Origin of the sequence: Pacificoceanicola algae (genome assembly GCF_049341065.1) — a bacterium.
Classification (GTDB): domain Bacteria; phylum Pseudomonadota; class Alphaproteobacteria; order Rhodobacterales; family Rhodobacteraceae; genus Pacificoceanicola.
Genome location: NZ_JBMPIX010000004.1, coordinates 208,040 through 226,135, shown reverse-complemented (window position 1 = coordinate 226,135; position 18,096 = coordinate 208,040). Strand labels below are relative to the sequence as shown.

The 18,096-nt window shown below is 58.3% G+C and carries 17 protein-coding genes and 1 pseudogene; 8 read left to right on the top strand and 10 right to left on the bottom strand.

All coding sequences use genetic code 11. The features are described 5' to 3' along the window. Positions 1–14 precede the first annotated feature (14 nt). On the top strand, positions 15–350 hold the full coding sequence (locus ACOYQJ_RS08105) for an Hpt domain-containing protein (protein ID WP_422905512.1): 336 nt from the start codon (positions 15–17) through the stop codon (positions 348–350). On the opposite strand, the gene ACOYQJ_RS08100 is transcribed toward ACOYQJ_RS08105, so the two are convergent. From ACOYQJ_RS08100 to ACOYQJ_RS08090, 3 genes are read right to left on the bottom strand one after another with little or no spacing between them, the layout of a single operon-like run. Continuing rightward, positions 347–1,165: an SDR family oxidoreductase gene (locus tag ACOYQJ_RS08100; RefSeq protein WP_422905511.1), complete on the bottom strand. Its 819-nt coding sequence runs from the start codon at positions 1,163–1,165 to the stop codon at positions 347–349. The genes ACOYQJ_RS08105 and ACOYQJ_RS08100 overlap by 4 nt on opposite strands. Further along, complete coding sequence (gene ilvA / locus ACOYQJ_RS08095) at positions 1,162–2,388, bottom strand: threonine ammonia-lyase IlvA (RefSeq protein WP_422905510.1); 1,227 nt, start codon at positions 2,386–2,388, stop codon at positions 1,162–1,164. Before ilvA ends, ACOYQJ_RS08100 begins: the two co-directional genes overlap by 4 nt. Positions 2,389–2,424: 36 nt before the next feature. Beyond that, positions 2,425–3,153 carry a hypothetical protein gene (locus tag ACOYQJ_RS08090; protein ID WP_422905509.1) on the bottom strand — a complete coding sequence of 243 codons (729 nt, stop codon included), beginning with the start codon at positions 3,151–3,153 and terminating at the stop codon, positions 2,425–2,427. Positions 3,154–3,274: 121 nt separating this feature from the next. Here ACOYQJ_RS08090 and ACOYQJ_RS08085 point away from each other — a divergent pair, with 121 nt between their 5' ends. After that, positions 3,275–4,498 carry an argininosuccinate synthase gene (locus ACOYQJ_RS08085; RefSeq protein WP_422905508.1) on the top strand — a complete coding sequence of 408 codons (1,224 nt, stop codon included), beginning with the start codon at positions 3,275–3,277 and terminating at the stop codon, positions 4,496–4,498. Continuing rightward, positions 4,491–4,913 carry a DUF1810 domain-containing protein gene (locus ACOYQJ_RS08080; protein WP_422905507.1) on the top strand — a complete coding sequence of 141 codons (423 nt, stop codon included), beginning with the start codon at positions 4,491–4,493 and terminating at the stop codon, positions 4,911–4,913. Before ACOYQJ_RS08085 ends, ACOYQJ_RS08080 begins: the two co-directional genes overlap by 8 nt. A gap of 136 nt (positions 4,914–5,049) precedes the next feature. On the opposite strand, the gene ACOYQJ_RS08075 is transcribed toward ACOYQJ_RS08080, so the two are convergent. The 3 genes from ACOYQJ_RS08075 to ACOYQJ_RS08065 all read right to left on the bottom strand — a co-directional run bounded on the left by ACOYQJ_RS08075 (position 5,050) and on the right by ACOYQJ_RS08065 (position 7,165). Continuing rightward, positions 5,050–5,463, bottom strand: coding sequence for a DUF7282 domain-containing protein (locus ACOYQJ_RS08075; protein WP_422905506.1), 414 nt, complete (start codon positions 5,461–5,463; stop codon positions 5,050–5,052). A gap of 77 nt (positions 5,464–5,540) precedes the next feature. Continuing rightward, a complete protein-coding gene (locus ACOYQJ_RS08070) occupies positions 5,541–6,269 on the bottom strand; it encodes a sulfotransferase-like domain-containing protein (protein ID WP_422905505.1) in 729 nt (242 codons plus the stop codon). Then, the gene (locus ACOYQJ_RS08065) at positions 6,266–7,165 is read right to left on the bottom strand and encodes a D-amino acid aminotransferase (RefSeq protein ID WP_422905504.1); all 900 of its coding nucleotides are present in this window, start codon (positions 7,163–7,165) and stop codon (positions 6,266–6,268) included. Before ACOYQJ_RS08065 ends, ACOYQJ_RS08070 begins: the two co-directional genes overlap by 4 nt. A gap of 116 nt (positions 7,166–7,281) precedes the next feature. Between ACOYQJ_RS08065 and msrA the strand changes: the two genes are divergently transcribed. Further along, positions 7,282–7,926, top strand: a complete 645-nt coding sequence (msrA, locus tag ACOYQJ_RS08060) for a peptide-methionine (S)-S-oxide reductase MsrA (RefSeq protein ID WP_422905503.1) — start codon at positions 7,282–7,284, stop codon at positions 7,924–7,926. Here msrA and ACOYQJ_RS08055 read toward each other — a convergent pair. Continuing rightward, positions 7,923–8,797, bottom strand: a pseudogene (locus tag ACOYQJ_RS08055) (ribokinase). The gene msrA and the pseudogene ACOYQJ_RS08055 sit on opposite strands and share 4 nt — an antisense overlap. Before the next feature lie 38 nt (positions 8,798–8,835). Next, positions 8,836–11,091, bottom strand: a complete 2,256-nt coding sequence (locus tag ACOYQJ_RS08050) for an NADP-dependent malic enzyme (protein WP_422905502.1) — start codon at positions 11,089–11,091, stop codon at positions 8,836–8,838. Positions 11,092–11,207: 116 nt separating this feature from the next. Here ACOYQJ_RS08050 and mutS point away from each other — a divergent pair, with 116 nt between their 5' ends. Next, positions 11,208–13,829, top strand: a complete 2,622-nt coding sequence (gene mutS, locus ACOYQJ_RS08045; protein ID WP_422905705.1) for a DNA mismatch repair protein MutS — start codon at positions 11,208–11,210, stop codon at positions 13,827–13,829. Between the two features lie 44 nt (positions 13,830–13,873). Here the strand turns inward: mutS and ACOYQJ_RS08040 are convergent, their stop codons facing one another. After that, positions 13,874–14,431 carry a nucleotide exchange factor GrpE gene (locus tag ACOYQJ_RS08040; RefSeq protein ID WP_422905501.1) on the bottom strand — a complete coding sequence of 186 codons (558 nt, stop codon included), beginning with the start codon at positions 14,429–14,431 and terminating at the stop codon, positions 13,874–13,876. Positions 14,432–14,440: 9 nt separating this feature from the next. Continuing rightward, positions 14,441–15,505 (bottom strand): heat-inducible transcriptional repressor HrcA, encoded by a 1,065-nt coding sequence (gene hrcA / locus ACOYQJ_RS08035; RefSeq protein WP_422905500.1) that lies wholly within the window; start codon positions 15,503–15,505, stop codon positions 14,441–14,443. A gap of 115 nt (positions 15,506–15,620) precedes the next feature. Between hrcA and rph the strand changes: the two genes are divergently transcribed. Genes rph through hemW form a run of 3 tightly spaced genes read left to right on the top strand, consistent with a single transcriptional unit; the run spans position 15,621 to position 18,095 of the window. Next, positions 15,621–16,334, top strand: a complete 714-nt coding sequence (gene rph / locus ACOYQJ_RS08030; RefSeq protein WP_422905704.1) for a ribonuclease PH — start codon at positions 15,621–15,623, stop codon at positions 16,332–16,334. Further along, positions 16,331–16,945, top strand: a complete 615-nt coding sequence (rdgB, locus tag ACOYQJ_RS08025) for an RdgB/HAM1 family non-canonical purine NTP pyrophosphatase (protein ID WP_422905499.1) — start codon at positions 16,331–16,333, stop codon at positions 16,943–16,945. Before rph ends, rdgB begins: the two co-directional genes overlap by 4 nt. Continuing rightward, a complete protein-coding gene (gene hemW / locus ACOYQJ_RS08020) occupies positions 16,935–18,095 on the top strand; it encodes a radical SAM family heme chaperone HemW (RefSeq protein ID WP_422905498.1) in 1,161 nt (386 codons plus the stop codon). Before rdgB ends, hemW begins: the two co-directional genes overlap by 11 nt. Position 18,096: the final 1 nt, after the last annotated feature.

Sequence of the window (18,096 nt, the reverse complement as noted above, 5' to 3'; positions counted from 1 at the left end):
AGTGGAGAAACGACATGATTGATTGGCAACGCGTCGGCGAGCTGCGTGAAGAGATCGGACCAGAGGACTTCGATGAGGTGGTTGAGCTTTTCTTGTCCGAAGTTCTTGGCGCCATTGACCTGTTGGAAAGCGCTGCCGGCAACCCAATTGTGACCGAAGAGCAGATGCATTTCCTGAAGGGGGCCGCCCTCAACCTTGGGTTCGCAGCGTTTTCCGATCTCTGCCAAAAGGGCGAAAAAGCAGCCGCTGCCGGCGATGCCGAGGCGATCCCGTTTGGCGCGGTGCGCAAAACCTTTGAGACGAGCAAGACGCAGTTCCTCGAGGAATTACCTTTGAAATTCGCCGCCTAAATCCTGCGGTGCAAATCGTTCAGAGTTTCTGGCGCGCCATCCTTGAAGGTCTCACGCCGCAACCGCCGCATGCCATCAATCCAACGATCCATATCCTCGGCGCGACGGCGAAAATACAGGCCCGCTTCTTCATGCGGCAAGATCAGGAAGCGGTCCTCCTCCAACCCCGTGACAATGGCCTGCGCAACATCGTCGGCCGTCAAAACGCGATCATGTGGACGATCTTTGGGTGCGTCAGCATTGTATCCCAAAAGCGGCGTCGCAACATATAGCGGACAAACCACGCTGGCATGAATACCCTGATCGCCATGTTCGATCGCAAGTGACTGTGCAAGACTGACAGCCGCGTGTTTCGTTGCAGAATACGGAGCATCGCCGATCTGGCTCAAAAGCCCCGCAGCCGAAGCAACATTGACCAGCCAGCCTTCGCCTCGCGAAATCATCTGCGGCAGCAAGAGTCGGCTGGCCCGAAGATGCGCCATAACATGCACGTCCCAGCTGTCTTGCCATTGATCATCCGGCGAGGATGTTGGGCCAAGCATCGAGCCGCGCGCAAAACCAGCGTTTGAACACAACATGTCGATATCGCCCAGCCCCGCGCTTGCTTGTTCAATCAGGCGGGCGATCTGATCTGCCTTCCGAACATCGCAGGCAACGGCAATCCCGCCGACCTCAGTTGCGACGTTTTGTGCTGAAATAGGGTCTAAATCGCTGACGCAGACGCGCACGCCGCGCGAGGCAAGCGCCCGCGCAATGGCGCGGCCGATCCCCTGCCCGGCGCCGGTGATGATCGCGCTGCGCCCCTCGAACCTCATATCACGAAATTCGCCAGAACTTCGTCGTCAGTGATGTCGTTGTAGACATAGCCTTCGGCATCAAGCCGTTCGAAGAGTTTGGAAAAGTTCTCGGGATTCCGGGTTTCGATCCCGATTAGAACAGAACCAAAATTACGTGCAGATTTCTTGAGGTACTCGAACCGGGCGATGTCGTCCTCTGGCCCAAGCATATCAAGGAAACCGCGCAACGCGCCGGGGCGTTGGGGCAGCCGGAGGATGAAGTATTTCTTCACCCCAGAATAGGTCTGCGCGCGCTCTTTCACCTCGGGGAGGCGTTCGAAATCGAAGTTTCCGCCCGAGGTCACACAAACCACCTGCCGCCCACGGATCATCTGCCCCATGTCTTTCAGCGCATCCACAGACAGGGCACCCGCAGGCTCAAGGACAATCCCCTCGACATTCAGCATCTCCAGAATGGTGGTGCACAGGCGATCTTCGTTGATCTGCAGGGTGCTGGCAAGACCGACGCCTTTGAGCCGGTCAAAGGTTATCTCACCAATCCGCGCCACCGCAGCGCCATCAGCAAAGGTATTCACCTTGTCCAAGGCCACAGGATGACCTGCCTCAAGCGCCGCGCGCAGGCAGGCGCCCCCCATCGGTTCGACGAACGTGTATTGCGGCTGCGATCCGAAATAGCTGAGCAGACCCGAGCCAAGCCCGCCGCCGCCCACCGGGATCACCAGCGTATCGGGCACCGCGCCCAGCTGTTCTTCAATCTCTACCGCGACGCTGGCCTGCCCTTCGATCACGTCGAGATCATCGAAGGGCGACAGGAAATAGCCGCCTTCCGTCTCGCAAAATTCTTTGGCCGCACGCAGACAATCGTCGAAATAATCCCCGATCAGACGAATTTCGACATTGTCCCCCCCGAACATCGAGGTTTTCTGGATCTTCTGCTGTGGCGTTGTGACCGGCATGAAAATCACGCCGCGCATCCCGAAGTGTTTGCACATATAGGCAACGCCCTGCGCGTGATTGCCCGCACTGGCACAGACCACCAAGCCCAGATCGACACGCTTGCGCATGGCATTGAACGCGCCGCGCAGCTTGTAGCTGCGCACCGGGCTCAGATCCTCGCGTTTCAGCCAGATGTCGGCTCCGTAGCGCTCGGAGAGGTGGGCATTGCGCTGCAGGGGCGTTTCTGGAAACACCTCTCGCATCGCTTTGGTGGCCGCACGGGCCTTATCCTGGAAATCGTTCATCCTGGAAGGGTCGCAAAGCATTGGCCTTCGCGCAAGTCAGTCAATGTCCCGGCCTTCCACATAATGCCCGTAAAGCGTGGTCAGGATTGACACGCCGATCATCGTTGCGAACCATCCTGTTACAAGATCATAGACCAGCGAGATCGGCGACGATGGATCGCCATTGACCAACGAAGGGATCTGCAACACGAAGGCGCCCGCCATCATGATCAACGCCAGAACGACGATCGCGCCATCCTTATCCTTGGTCGCATTCCAGGATTCGGCCAACTTCATCTTTCGGTCAATCGCCCCAGCGGGCAGCATCACCCCGAGCCGGAAAAAGAAATACGACCCAGCCAAAACCATCCCGGGCAGGATCACCACCTGAAGCGGCGGAATCACCATGACGACAGACAAGGTGACCAGCAGAACCACCGAGATCAGCACTCCGATCAGCATGGACCGCCCGAGGTAGCCAAGGATCTTGCCGCCATGCCAGTTGGGCAGCCAACCGCTCGGGCGCTCTTCGAGCAGGACAAAGCGGTGCCATGCAACAGCGATCCACAGGCTTGCAATCACTGCCGCGATACCAAGGACAAGAAGCGGCAAGGCAGCTTGGGGCGGAAGCTGAGCGGGTTGCCCGCCACCCTCTGGCGCATACTGAAAAGCCGTCAGTTGGTAAGCCCCCTGCACCAGATACAAAACCAAAGACACGCGCAACGCGACGTCGATGTTGTTCATCACCAAACGCACCGAATGTACGAAGATCGCCCAGCCTTTCATTCAAGACCCTCCATTTTCGCAAAAGGGCTATCACGCCCACCTCCCTCGTCAACGGCTATCCTTGCCGATCCCTGCAAAACCCAGTAAGCCGCGCGTCAATTACTGACAGAGGAATCCCAGCATGTCCGCGCCCAAGAAAGTCGTCCTGGCCTATTCCGGTGGCCTCGACACCTCGATTATACTGAAATGGCTGCAAACCGAATACGGTTGCGAAGTCGTGACCTTTACCGCCGATCTCGGGCAGGGGGAGGAACTTGAACCCGCGCGCGCCAAGGCGGAGATGCTTGGGATCAAGCCCGAGAACATCTACATCGAAGATGTGCGCGAAGAGTTCGTCTCGGACTTCGTCTTTCCGATGTTCCGCGCCAATGCGGTCTACGAAGGGCTGTATCTGCTCGGCACCTCCATCGCCCGCCCGCTGATTTCCAAGCGTCTGGTTGAAATCGCCGAGGAAACAGGTGCCGATGCCATCGCCCACGGCGCAACTGGCAAAGGCAACGATCAAGTGCGGTTCGAGCTGTCCTCTGCCGCGTTGAACCCCGACATCAAGTGCATCGCGCCCTGGCGTGAATGGAACCTTACCTCGCGGACGTCGCTTCTGGAATTTGCCGAAAAGAACCAGATCCCGATCGCCAAGGACAAACGCGGCGAAGCGCCCTTCAGCGTCGACGCCAACCTGCTGCACACTTCGTCCGAAGGCAAAGTGCTGGAGGATCCGGCCGAAAACGCGCCCGACTATGTCTATCAGCGCACCGTGCACCCCGAGGACGCGCCGGACGAGCCCGAGATCATCGAATTGACCTTTGAAAAGGGCGACGCGGTGGCGATCAATGGCCAATCGATGAGCGCCGCCACCATCCTGACCGAGTTGAACGAATATGGCCGCAAGCACGGCATCGGGCGCTTGGACTTCGTGGAAAACCGCTTTGTCGGCATGAAGTCACGCGGCATCTACGAGACCCCCGGCGGCACGATCCTGCTCGAGGCACATCGCGGTATCGAACAGATCACGCTGGACAGCGGTGCAGGCCACCTGAAGGATTCGATCATGCCGCGCTATGCCGAGCTGATCTACAATGGCTTCTGGTTCTCGCCCGAGCGTGAAATGCTGCAAGCGCTGATCGATAAGAGCCAGGAACATGTCACCGGAACCGTGCGCCTGAAACTGTACAAAGGCTCGGTTCGTACAATCGCCCGCTGGTCTGAACATTCGCTATACTCCGAGGCGCATGTGACTTTTGAGGACGACGCCGGCGCCTACGATCAAAAGGACGCGGCAGGCTTTATCACCCTGAACGCCCTGCGCCTGCGCCTGCTGGCCGCGCGCAACCGGCGGCTTGGCTGAGCTTTCCGAATTCGTCACCGCGCAGGACGCCGTCTGGAACGATGTCCTGCGCGAACTGCGCACCGGGCGGAAAGTGACGCATTGGATTTGGTGGGTTTTTCCACAATTGGCCAAACTGGGCCGCTCATCCCGCGCGGTGCATTTTGGTCTGTCCGGAGTCGATGAGGCGCAGACCTATCTGGCACATCCAATTCTTGGGCCGCGCCTGATTGAGGTCTCGGAATTGCTTTTGACCCATGCAGGCACCGATCCGGCCGTGATCCTTGGCCCGGTCGATGCTCTCAAAGTTCGGTCCTGCATGACTCTGTTCGAAGCTGTTCCGAATGCGCCGAAAATATTCAGCAACGTTTTGAACAGTCTCTATTCCGGCGAAAGATGCGAGCTGACCTCGGCTGAATTGTCCGAAAGACCCTGATCTTCATCGTCAATGTCGGGTTCGTTCAATAGTTCCAGCAATCGCGGGACAAGCGCACGGCTCATTGGGAAAAGGCGCTGCTCTTCCCGATCGCGACGTCTTTGGGGGCAAGGACGGCCCTGCCCCCAAAGACGTCTTATTTGGCCGAAACCACAGTCATGACCAACTTGCCATCAGGCTTGATGGGACCGTCTTCTTTCGCGCCGAGGGTATATTCGAACACACCTGTCGTCATGCCGCCGTCTTCGCCATGAACCATCAGCATCAGCTTGTCGCCGGCGGCCACGTCTTCTTGCAAGATGGCGGACACGTCCATGTTTTCGCCTTCCTTCAAGGATGCGTAGCCGACCACCGGACCCGGCTTCATCTCGCCATCAGTACGGTGCACAACCAACCAGCCGTTGGCAGGCGCAATCACTTTGGTTGCAGTTACTGTTCCACCGGAAACGTCCTGATCCATAGCTTCGACGCCGGGCGCCATTCCATGGCCAGCCGCCATAGCAATAGACGCTGTCAGCGCAAAGATGCTGCTTGTGAGAATGGTTTTCATTGTGTCTCTCCATCTGTTGTCAGCGCACGGAAATTCCCGTGCTTGCCATCAGACACGTCAGCACGCTGAAAAGAGTTTCAGAACGTTTTGGATTTTATCGCGTGACGCGCCAGCGCGTTGTAATGCACCATCGCCTCATCCGCCAACGCGCGCCCTCGCACATCCAGGATCGGCAACGCCCCTTCCGGCCCGGCAAACTCGGTACTCTTGTGAACGGAGCCGTACCAATGTGGCGCCCAAGCGCCGTCAAAGGGCTTTGGCCCATGCGGCCAGAACAGCATCGCCGGGTCCCACGTCAATCCAATCGAGTCACAAAGGCTGCGCAACATGCCTTCTGGGTCCGCGCGGACATCAGCACTATCGAGCACAATCGGATCTTGACCCTGCGCGCGGCAGTGATCGAACAATTCAGCCTGTTTGGCAAAACCGATGTCGTCAGAGGTCGCCTGCGGATAGCCTTTCATAAAACTGGCGACCACGCGATCCGGATGACGGATCAAAAAGACATTCACGCAGTCCTTCATGAAATCCCTTGGGATGCCAGCAATCATGTGCTGGCACATATGCTTGTGATAGACATGAGGTTTGCCTTGTGGGATCGCACCAAGTAGGCTCTGCTCCACCTCAAGTGCGCTTTCCGGGCGGCTTGCGAGGATCTCGGCACGCATCGGATGGTCCAGGCCCGTACGCCTTAGGTAAGGGCCGTAAAACGGCTCATCCACAGCATGGAAGTCCGCACGGTTGCCAAAGGCATACATCATTGCCGTCGACAGATTGCGCGGCCCGGACCACATTGCGATTCTCATGGCGTCACAAGATCTTTGTAGAGTGCCCGAATACGCTTGGTTACCGGGCCCATGCAGCCGTCGCCGATCTTTCGCCCGTCAATTTCGCCCACCGGAGTTTGCGCGCCAAATGTTCCTGTCAAAAAGGCCTCGTCGGCGCCATAGGTGTCGACCAGCGAAAAATTCCTTTCGTACACTGGAATGTCGTTTGCCCGACACAGATCGATCACCTTCTGCCGGGTGATCCCGTTCATGCAGTAATCCCCAGTGCTGGTCCAAACCGCGCCCTTGCGGACAATGAAAAAGTTGCACGCGTTGGTGGTGTTCACAAAACCATGAACGTCCAGCATCAAACCCTCATCCGCCCCGGCCTTTTCGGCGGCAATACAAGCCAGAATGCAGTTCAATTTGGAATGTGAATTCAGTTTCGGGTCCTGCGTCATCGGCAAACCGCGAATATGCGGTACCGTGGCAAGGCGGATCGGGCGCGGGATCGACGGCTTGGAATGCTCCATGATTATCACCATGGTCGGCCCCTGCCGCGACAGACCGGGATGCTGAAAGGGCCGCGACTTCACCCCGCGGGTTACCATCAGTCGTGCATGGGCATCCGTGGTCATCCCATTGGCAGTTTGCGTCTCTACCAATGCAGAAATGACGCCTACGCGATCCATGCCGATATCCAGATCTATCGCCTTGGCTGCCTCGTACAGGCGATCCATATGTTCGTCGAGAAAGGTCCATCGCCCTTCGTACAGGCGCAGACCTTCCCACACCCCGTCACCCAGCATAAAGCCGGAATCAAAGACGCTGACCGTCGCATCGGCACGTGGTTTGAGCTGGCCATTCACCCAGATCAACACGCTATCATTGCGCGCGTCTTCCTCGGCCTGATGTGTTGTTACATATTCATCCATGCGGTCACGCTATGTCGGAGTTTTGACTCACGCAAGCTCACCATCAGGTGAGATCGGATTGCAGCCATTGCCAGATGACGCGCAACTCGTCAGCTTGCTGGAAAAGGAGACATCTCATGCGCTTTCCAGTCAGCACCCGCCCCTTAGTTCTTGCCTTGCTCATCCTTTTCGGTATTTCAGCCCAGCGCGCCCAAGCGGACGAGATAGTAGTCGCCGGAGGCTGCTTTTGGTGCGTCGAGGCCGACTTTGAAAAGGTCAAAGGCGTGACCGGCGCGGTTTCAGGATACACAGGCGGCAAGACCGCCAACCCAACCTACAAGCAGGTTTCGCGCGGTGGCACGGGGCACTACGAAGCGGTGCGGATTTCGTTTAACCCAAGCCAGACCAACCCGCGCGAACTGTATGACCTGTTCTTCCGATCGGTCGACCCCACTGACGCAGGCGGCCAGTTCTGCGATCGTGGCGACAGCTATCGCACCGCGATTTTCGTTTCTAACCCAGCTCAAAAGAAGGCGGCAGAAGAGGCGAAGGCCGCTGCTCAGGCAGCATTGGGTCGAAAGATCGTGACACCCGTGTTGGATGCTAAGCGTTTTTACAAGGCCGAAGATTATCACCAGGGTTACTACAAAGGCGACAAGCTGGTGATCACGCGGTTCGGACCGGTCAAGCAAAGCACAGCCTACAAGAAATACCGCGGCGCTTGCGGTCGCGATCAACGGGTCAAACAGCTTTGGGGCAGCGCCGCACCCTTCGTGAACTAAGTCTCGAAATTTGCGTCCTGGACTTCTTTCAGGTCCGGGATCACATCCGCAGCGCCCAGTCGGGTTACCATCAAGGCAGCAGCCTTCGTCGCAAGCTTGATCGCCTGAGCCATCGGCATCCCGCAATCAAGTCCTGCGATCAGATAGCCGGTAAAAGTGTCCCCGGCCCCCGTCGTATCAACGGGCGTGACCTTGTGCGCCGGGAAGGTTTGTACAGAACCCTCATCCTGACTGTACCAAAGGCAGCCTTTGGATCCGAGTGTCACAATCACATCGCGGATCGGTAACGCGTCTGGGGCAAGTCCGGTGGCCTGTTGCAGCTGTGCCGCCTCGACCTCATTCACGAAAAGTAAGTCGATCAGGGGCAGGACGTCTTGGACCGCTTGGGAGTCAAAGGGCGCGGCGGCATAGGCCACGCGCATCTGCTTGGCTTCGGCAATACGGGCCGCCTCTTGCTGCAGGTTCGTCTCATTCTGAAAGAGAAAGATGTCGCCCGGCCCAGCTTCGGCCAGCGCAGCGATCGCCGAACTGCTCGAGATTGTGCGGTTTGCGCCGGGATACAGGACGATGCAGTTTTCACCGGCGTCATCGACATAAATGATCGCTTGGCCGGTGGGGCCGGACAGGTGGATATGGCGCGTGTCGACGCCGAATTCGGTCAGCGTCTCAACCGCCCATTTGCCGTCTGCGCCGACCGAGCCGATGTGCACACAGCGCGCACCCGCCCGCGCGGCCGCGACAGACATGTTCGCCCCTTGCCCCCCAAACCGCGCGAAAACGACGTGGAGGCCAATGTTTCTCCGGGTCCCGGCAATTGCGGAACCCGATAAACCAAGTCGGCATTGATGGACCCAAGGTTGAAAATCGTCACGACTCAGCCCCTTATTTTCCCAAAATACCGCCGGTAGGTCAGCCGACTTTACACGCCGCAAGGATCGCCATGTTCAGGATGTCATTCGCCGTCGCATTGGTCGAGCAGATCTGGATAGACTTATCGACCCCAGCCAAGATTGGCCCGATCACTGTCGCCCCGGCCATCTCTTGCATCAACTTGACAGAGATCGAGGCCGAATGCCGTGCGGGCACCACAAGGATATTGGCGGGACCGGTCAGCCGCTGAAACGGATAAGCCTCTTGCGCCTTGAGGTTCAAAGCGACGTCCACGGTCATCTCGCCCTCGTATTCGAATGACACGCCGCGTGCATCCAGAACCCTTGGCGCAATGTGCATCTTCTCGGCCCGCTCGGAATTCGGATAGCCAAAGGTCGAGAAAGACACAAACGCGACCCTAGGCTCGAGACCCAGATGCCGGGCCACATCTGCAGCGCGCTCAGCGATATCAGCCAGATCGTTTTCGTCCGGCCATTCATGCACCAACGTATCGGCAATCAGCACAATGCGCCCCTTGTGCAGCAGTGCCGTCACACCAGCCGCACCGTCCCCTGCTTCCGCATCAAAAACATGGTTGAGCAGTTCCATCACATGCGCGGATTTCCGGGTTGCCCCGGTGATCAGGCCGTCGCCATGCCCATGGGCAAGCATCAAAGCCGCAAAGACATGCCGGTCGCGCGCAGCAAGGCGGTGAATGTCCTGCCGGTCCATGCCTTTGCGCTGAAGCCGTTCGTACAGGAAATCCTTGTAGCTTTGCAGATGCCGCGAATTGGCTGCGTTGACGATCTCAAGCTCGCGCGCGGCGTCGCCAAGGCCCGCGATCTCGAGCTTTTGCTTCACATCTGTGTCGCGGCCAACGACCAGAGCTTTTCCCAGCCCCGAACGTTGGTACATCACAGCCGCGCGCAAAACGCGCGGATCATCGCCTTCGGCAAAGATCATCCGGGCCTGTGCCGCCCGGGCCCGGGTGTTGATACCACGCAAAATACTGGCAGTCGGGTCCATCCGGACCTTCAGGGTTTCCTCATAGGCCTCCATGTCGACAATCGGTCGCCGCGCGGCGCCAGTGTCCATACCCGCCCTGGCGACCGCTGGCGGGATACGGTGGATCAACCGCGGATCAAAAGGCGTCGGAATGATGTAATCGCGGCCAAAGGTCAGGGTTTTTCCATAGGCGAGGGCCACCTCGTCCGGCACGTCCTCTCGGGCAAGTTTGGCCAGCGCTTCGGCGCAGGCGATCTTCATCTCGTCGTTGATGGCGCGGGCGTGCACGTCAAGTGCGCCTCGGAACAGGTAGGGAAAGCCCAGAACATTGTTCACCTGGTTGGGGTAATCCGAACGACCCGTCGCAACAATTGCATCGGGTCGAACCTCGTGCGCCTCTTCCGGGGTGATTTCCGGATCGGGGTTTGCCATCGCGAATATCACCGGATTGTCCGCCATCGCGGCGACCATGTCCTGGGTAACCGCGCCTTTGGCCGACACGCCCAGAAAAACATCTGCGTCCGTCATGGCCTCTTCGAGACTGCGCGCTTCGGTCTTGACCGCGTGGGCCGATTTCCACTGGTTCATGCCTTCGGTGCGACCCTGATAGATCACGCCCTTGGTGTCGCACATGATGCAGTTTTCATGCCGCGCGCCCATCCGTTTGATCAACTCGAGACAAGCAATCCCGGCCGCACCGGCACCGTTCAGAACAATCCGGCAATCCTCGATCTTTTTGCCCGACAGGTGCAGCGCGTTGATCAGACCGGCCGCGCAGATCACAGCTGTGCCGTGCTGGTCGTCGTGGAAAACGGGGATGTCCATTTCCTCTTTCAGGCGCTGCTCGATGATAAAGCATTCCGGAGCCTTGATGTCCTCAAGGTTGATACCGCCAAAAGTCGGCCCCATCAGGCGAACCGCGTTGCAAAATTCATCGGGGTCTTCGGTGTCCAATTCGATGTCGATGCTGTTGACGTCGGCGAAGCGCTTGAACAGCACCGCTTTACCCTCCATCACCGGCTTGCTTCCCAGCGCACCAAGGTTGCCAAGCCCAAGAACCGCCGTTCCGTTCGAAATCACCGCCACAAGGTTGCCCTTGTTTGTATAGTCATATGCCAGCTCAGGATTTGCCGCGATGTCTTCGCAAGGAACCGCAACGCCGGGCGAATAGGCCAGTGACAAATCGCGCTGCGTGGTCATCGGAACAGTGGCCTGCACCTCCCACTTGCCGGGGGTCGGTTCAAGGTGGAAGGCAAGCGCCTCTTCGCGGGTATACTTGGGTTTCGACATGCTTCCTCCCCGGGGGTCTCGAATATCGGGTTTTCCCCGATGGTTGCTCACCTTAATGTCATGCGAAACCCTTGGGGGGAAGATACGTGAGCGCTAACACACCGACAGTCACGCCAATGATGGCGCAATATCTTGAAATTAAAGCCCAATACCCGGACGCTTTGCTGTTCTACCGGATGGGTGATTTCTATGAGATGTTCTTTGACGATGCCGTGGCCGCGTCAGAGGCGCTGGATATTGCCCTGACAAAACGCGGCAAGCACGATGGCGACGACATCCCGATGTGCGGCGTCCCGGTTCATGCTGCCGAGAACTATTTGCTGACATTGATCCGCAAAGGGTTCCGCGTCGCGGTGGGTGAACAGCTGGAAAGCCCGGAAGAGGCGAAAAAGCGCGGCTCCAAATCCGTGGTCAAACGCGATGTGGTGCGACTGGTCACCCCCGGAACCTTGACCGAAGAGTCCCTGCTTGAGGCCCGTCGCCACAATTATCTTGCCGCTTTGGGCCGTGTTAGAGACGAATATGCCCTGTCTTGGTCCGATATCTCGACCGGGGCGTTTCACGTGATGCCCCTTTCCCAAGCCCGGATCGGGGCCGAACTGGCGCGGCTGGCGCCATCGGAACTTCTGGTCTCGGACAAGGTCGAAGAAGATCTGCGTGAAGTGCTGGGCGATCTGGGGATCGAGGCCACTATGCTCGGCGCGGCTTCGTTCGACTCGGCCGCCGCCGAGGCGCGGCTTTGCCGGGTTTTCGGGGTCCAGACTCTGGCCGGCTTCGGTCGTTTTGCCCGCAGCGAGTTGTCGGCCATGGGCGCTTTGGTCGACTATCTTGAGATCACGCAGAAAGGCCGCCTGCCGCTGCTGTCCCCGCCCCGGCAAGAGGCCGTTTCCCGGCTGATGCAAATCGATACGGCCACCCGGCGCAATCTGGAATTGACAGCCAGCATGAATGGCGGGCGCGCCGGTTCATTGCTGGCCTCAATCGACCGAACGGTGACGTCCGGCGGCGCGCGCCTGCTTGAACGCCGCGTTTCTTCGCCGTCACGGGAATTGTCGGTGATCCGCGAAAGGTTGGACGCAGTAAGTTGGGCGATGGAAACGCCCCTTGCCGATCCCCTGCGCGAGGCTTTGCGTCGCGTTCCGGATCTGGATCGTGCGCTATCGCGGCTGGGCCTGGACCGTGGCGGCCCTCGGGATCTGGCCGCGGTGCGCAACGCCCTGACGCAGGCCGAAACGGTCTCACTTCAGCTTGCACACGCCGACTTGCCCGACCTTCTTGGCTCTGCCGCCCAGTCTTTGACGGGACATGATGCCCTGCTGGAACTGCTGGATGCGGCCTTGGTGACTGAGCCGCCACTTCTGGCCCGCGATGGCGGCTTTGTTGCCCCCGGATATGACGCCGCTTTGGACGAAGCACGCAAACTGCGTGATCAGGGACGCAGCGTCATCGCCGGGATGCAGGCGGATTACGCTCAGCGCGCGGGCGTGAATGCACTGAAGATCAAACACAATAATGTGCTGGGCTATTTCATCGAAACCACCGCCACCCACGCGGAAAAAATGATGTCGCCGCCATTGTCCGAGACCTTCATCCACCGCCAGACAACCGCCAATCAGGTGCGTTTCACCACCGTCGAACTATCAGAGCTGGAAACCCGGATTCTGAATGCCGGGAATGAAGCGCTGGAAATCGAAAAGCGGCTCTATTCAACCTTGAGACAAGCTATTCTGGATCAAGCCCCTGCCCTGTCCGATCTTGCCTTGGCGCTGGCAGAGTTTGATTTGGCGACAGGTCTGGCGCAACTGGCCCGCAGTCGTGACTGGAGTAAGCCAACCGTCGATTACAGTCGCGCTTTTGACATTCAGGGCGGCAGACATCCGGTTGTCGAGGAGGCGCTTGGCAAAGCAGGCGAGCCGTTTATCGCCAACGATTGCAACCTGACCGCTCAGGGCGATGAGGCGTCCGTCACCCTGCTGACCGGCCCCAACATGGCGGGTAAATCAACCTATCTTCGGCAAAACGCCCTGATTGCATTGCTGGCTCAAATTGGTTCTTTCGTTCCAGCCCAATCCGCGCACATCGGTTTGGTCAGCCAGATTTTCAGTCGGGTCGGCGCAAGCGACGATCTTGCGCGAGGCCGTTCGACCTTTATGGTCGAGATGGTTGAAACCGCCGCCATTCTGAACCAGGCTGACGATCGGGCGCTGGTGATCTTGGACGAGATCGGCCGCGGGACAGCAACCTATGACGGCCTGTCCATCGCCTGGGCAACGCTAGAGCATCTGCACGAAACCAACCGGGTTCGTGGGCTGTTCGCCACGCATTATCACGAGATGACTGTATTGGCCGGAAAGCTTCCCGGCGTCCGGAATGCCACGGTGGCTGTCAAAGAGTGGGAAGGTGAGGTGATCTTTCTGCACGAGGTTCGCGACGGCGCAGCGGATCGGTCTTACGGTGTGCAGGTTGCGCAATTGGCGGGCCTGCCAAAACCCGTCATCGAACGGGCCCGGACTGTTCTGGAAGCGCTGGAGAAGGGCGAACGCGAAAGCGCCTCTCCAATGGCCTTGATCGACGATCTGCCGCTGTTTTCCGCTGCGGCCCTTTCACCCCCTCCTCCGACAGCAAAGGCGGGGCCGTCCGAGATTGAAGAGCAGGTCGCGGCGCTTTTGCCGGATGAGATGACACCGCGCGAGGCGCTGCAGGCGCTGTACGATCTCAAAGCGCTGCTCAAAAAATAAGGCGGGGAAATCCCCGCCCTATGTCGTTCCATCCATTGTGCGGCTTAGCCCGACATGGAGCTGACGCCAACCTGTGCTGGACGCAGAAGTCGGTCATAAAGCATAAAGCCTTCGGCTGAGACCTGAATGATGTCGCCCGCCTTGGTGCCCGGCAAAGGCGCCTCGAACATCGCTTCATGCATCTGCGGATCAAAACGGTCGCCGACTTCCGGCACGATGCGTTTGACGCCATGGCGATCAAACACGGTCAGAAGTTCTTTCAACGTCAACTCGACCCCTTCGGTCAGTGCAGCCGAGGCCTGTCCTTCCGAATCTTTTGCAGCGTTCAAAGCGCGGTTCAGGTTGTCATAGACCGGGATCAGATCCCGCGCGATCCGCGTGCCGCCATAGGCCTGTGCCTCGCGGCGATCCTTGTCAGCCCGTTTGCGACTGTTTTCCGCATCTGCCAATGCCCGCATAAAACGGTCTTTGTATTCATCCCGCTCAGCTTCGAGCGAGGAGATGATTTCCTCGGGCGTGGGATCTGCCTCGGCTGCTTCAGCTTCAGCCGCTTCCATCGCTTCGATATCGTCGAGAAAATCTTCGTCTCTCGGGTTTGCCATTCTTCACCTCTAACTGCGGTCGGCGATCAGCTTGCCCACCAGCTGCGCCGTATAGTCCACGATTGGAACAATCCGGCCATAGTTGAGGCGCGTGGGTCCGATGACCCCTACCGCGCCAATGATCTTACGGTCAGCGTTCATATATGGAGAGACCACCAGAGAGGAACCCGAAAGAGAAAAAAGTTTGTTCTCTGAGCCAATGAAAATGCGAACGCCGTCGCCTTCGTCGGTCAATTCAAGGAATTCAGCGATATCACGCTTGCGTTCGAGGTCATCAAACAGCTCGCGAATGCGCTCAAGCTCGTCTTCGGCGGCATCATCACCCAACAGATTCGACCGCCCGCGCACGATCAGCCGAGCCGAACTGTCAGATTCGCCGTCCCAGACAGCGACTCCGGCTTCGATCATCTGTGCGGCAAGGCTGTCCAACTCTTGCCGGCGGCGTTTGATCTCTTCGGTCATGACCTTTCGTAACTGGTCCAATGTGCGCCCCTCGACCAAGGCATTCACAAAGTTCGCCGCCTCGCGCATCGAACTGGGCGTTTGCCCCGGCGGTGGCGTGAACAGGCGGTTTTCGACATGCCCGTCGGCAAAGACAATCACGACCAAAGCGCGGTCATGCCCAAGGCTGACAAATTCTATATGCTTCAGCGGAGCTTCGTGTTTCGGCGTCAGAACAAGCGAGGCCCCATGCGTCACGCCAGACAACGCCGAGCCCACCTTGTCGAGCAGTCCGCTGACATCTTGCGCGTTGGACCCCATGGTCGCGTCGATCTTTTCTCGATCATCGCGACTGAGATCGCCGACCTCCAGCAGACCATCGACAAACATCCGCAGCCCTATCTGTGTCGGGATGCGGCCGGCGCTGACGTGCGGACTGTCGAGAAGACCGAGGTATTCCAGATCCTGCATCACGTTGCGGATCGTCGCTGCCGAAACCTTTTCGGACAATGTGCGCGTCAGGGTGCGCGACCCAACCGGTTCACCTGAATCCAGATAGCCTTCGACCACCCGGCGAAACACCTCGCGCGAGCGTTCATTCATCTGAGAAAGCAATTCGCTTGCTGTGGTCATCTTTGGCCTCTCGAGAGTGTATTCATTAAAGGCGCTTGCATCGTGGCGTCAATCGGGCTTGCGCGAAGGGGGTTGGCCCGTCTATCCGTGGCACAACATACCAGAAAGGAACATCATGCGACCCTCGGGACGGAATTTAAGTGAAATGCGCTCTGTTTCAATCGAAACAGGGGTAACGAAACACGCCGAAGGGTCTTGCTTGATCAAAATGGGCGATACGCATGTGCTATGCACCGCGTCTGTAGAAGAGCGCGTGCCGCCCTTTATCAAAGGCTCTGGTTTGGGTTGGGTCACGGCGGAGTACGGCATGCTGCCGCGGTCAACCTCATCGCGGATGCGCCGCGAGGCGGCTTCGGGCAAACAAGGTGGTCGTACTGTTGAAATCCAACGCCTGATTGGACGATCGCTACGGGCCGGCGTCGACCGTGTTGCCATGGGCGAACGCCAGATCACCGTCGATTGCGATGTTATTCAAGCTGATGGTGGGACACGCTGCGCCTCGATCACTGGCGGTTGGGTTGCGTTGCGTATGGCCGTGAACAAGTTGATGAAGGTCGGCGATATCAAGACCGATCCGCTGATTTCACCAGTCGCCGCGATCAGCTGTGGAATCTACGCCGGTCAGCCTGTCCTTGATCTGGACTACCCCGAAGACAGCGAAGCGGGTGTTGATGGCAATTTCATCCTGCGCGGCGACGGTCAGTTGATCGAGGTGCAAATGTCCGCCGAAGGCGCGACTTTCTCCCGTGAACAGATGGGATTGCTGATGGACCTGGCTGAAAAGGGCGTCGCGGAACTGGTCGACGCGCAGAAAGCCGCTTTCGCATGACACGGAAGTTTACCGGCGATCGTCTTTTGGTAGCGACCCACAACCAGGGCAAACTGGAAGAGATCGCCGATCTTCTCAAACCTTTTGGTGTCGGGGTTGTCGGCGCCAAAGAGATGAACTTGCCTGAACCGGTCGAAGACGGAACCACGTTTGTGGAAAATGCCCGGATCAAAGCCCACGCCGCCGCTAAGGAGACTGGGCTTCCGGCGCTATCCGATGACAGCGGGATCGAAATCGACGCTCTGGATAAGGCTCCTGGCGTTTATACCGCAGATTGGGCCGAAACAGAGACTGGTCGGGACTTTGTGATGGCGATGGAGAAAACCTATCGTCTGCTTCAGGAACGTGGTGCGCTCGAACCTTGGACTGCTCGGTTCTGCTGTACGCTTGTTCTGGCTTGGCCAGATGGGCACGACGAAGTCTTCCCCGGTGTGATGGAGGGCTCTGTTGTTTGGCCGATGCGCGGCGAACAGGGCCACGGCTATGATCCGATTTTCCAACCCAACGGATATGACATCACTTTTGGCGAAATGGACCGCTGGGAAAAGAACAAAATCAGCCACCGCGCGGATGCATTCGCCAAATTCGTGACGGGCTGTTTTGACAGCTGAGGATTGGCAAGCCGGGGGCTTTGGCCTTTATGTGCATTGGCCTTTTTGCGAGGCCAAATGCCCCTATTGCGACTTTAACAGTCACGTTACCAGATCCATTGATCAGACTGCCTGGGCCGAGGCTTTTGCCAAGGAAGTGCGCCGCGTCTCCAATTTGGTCCCCGGTCGCGTTCTGAATTCGATCTTCTTTGGCGGCGGAACGCCATCCTTGATGCTGCCGAGTACGGTGCAGACTGTTCTGGACGCGTCCCGGGAAAACTGGCTTTGGGCCAACGACATCGAGATCACGCTGGAAGCGAACCCCCGGTCGGTCGAGGCTGATCGATTTGCCGGATATGCCGATGCAGGGGTGAACCGCGTGTCCTTGGGCGTTCAGGCCCTACGGCAAGACGATTTGCGTCGGCTCGGACGGCTGCATAATGTCGAGGAGGCACAGACAGCATTTGAGGTTGCGCGTTCTGTCTTTGATCGTGTCAGTTTTGATCTGATCTATGCGCGGCAGGGCCAGAGTCTGGCGGCGTGGGAGGCGGAACTGAGCGAAGCTTTGGCAATGTCTGTTGATCACTTGTCGCTGTATCAGCTGACAATTGAAAAAGGCACAGCGTTTTGGGATCGCGCAAAGGCTGGAAGGCTCAAAGGATTGCCAAACGAAGACTTAGCGGCGGATATGTACGATTTGACACAAGAGTTGTGTCTTGCCGCGGGCATGCCGGCCTATGAAGTTTCAAACCACGCGCGCCCCGGTGCAGAGTCGCGTCATAATTTGATTTACTGGCGCTACGGGGATTATGCCGGGGTGGGCCCTGGGGCTCACGGTCGATTGACGATCGCCGGGCAAAAATTTGCAACTGCAGCCGAGCGCAGCCCCGGGGGATGGATTGAAAAGGTCGGTTGCGGGACTGGCGACAAGGTTTTTGAGCCCGTAGATCGCGAAGATCAGGCCGGAGAATACCTCATGATGGGTCTTCGGCTAGATACAGGCATTGAAGTTGACAGGATACACAAGATGTATCCCGGGCTTCTTGGAGACGAGAAAGTGGCCGATCTCGTGGATCTTGGGTTGGTTTGGAAAACCGTAACGGCCCTTGGTGTCACGCCGAAGGGCCGTCTGGTTCTGAACTCTGTCATCGCAGAGCTGCTTCCGGGTTGAT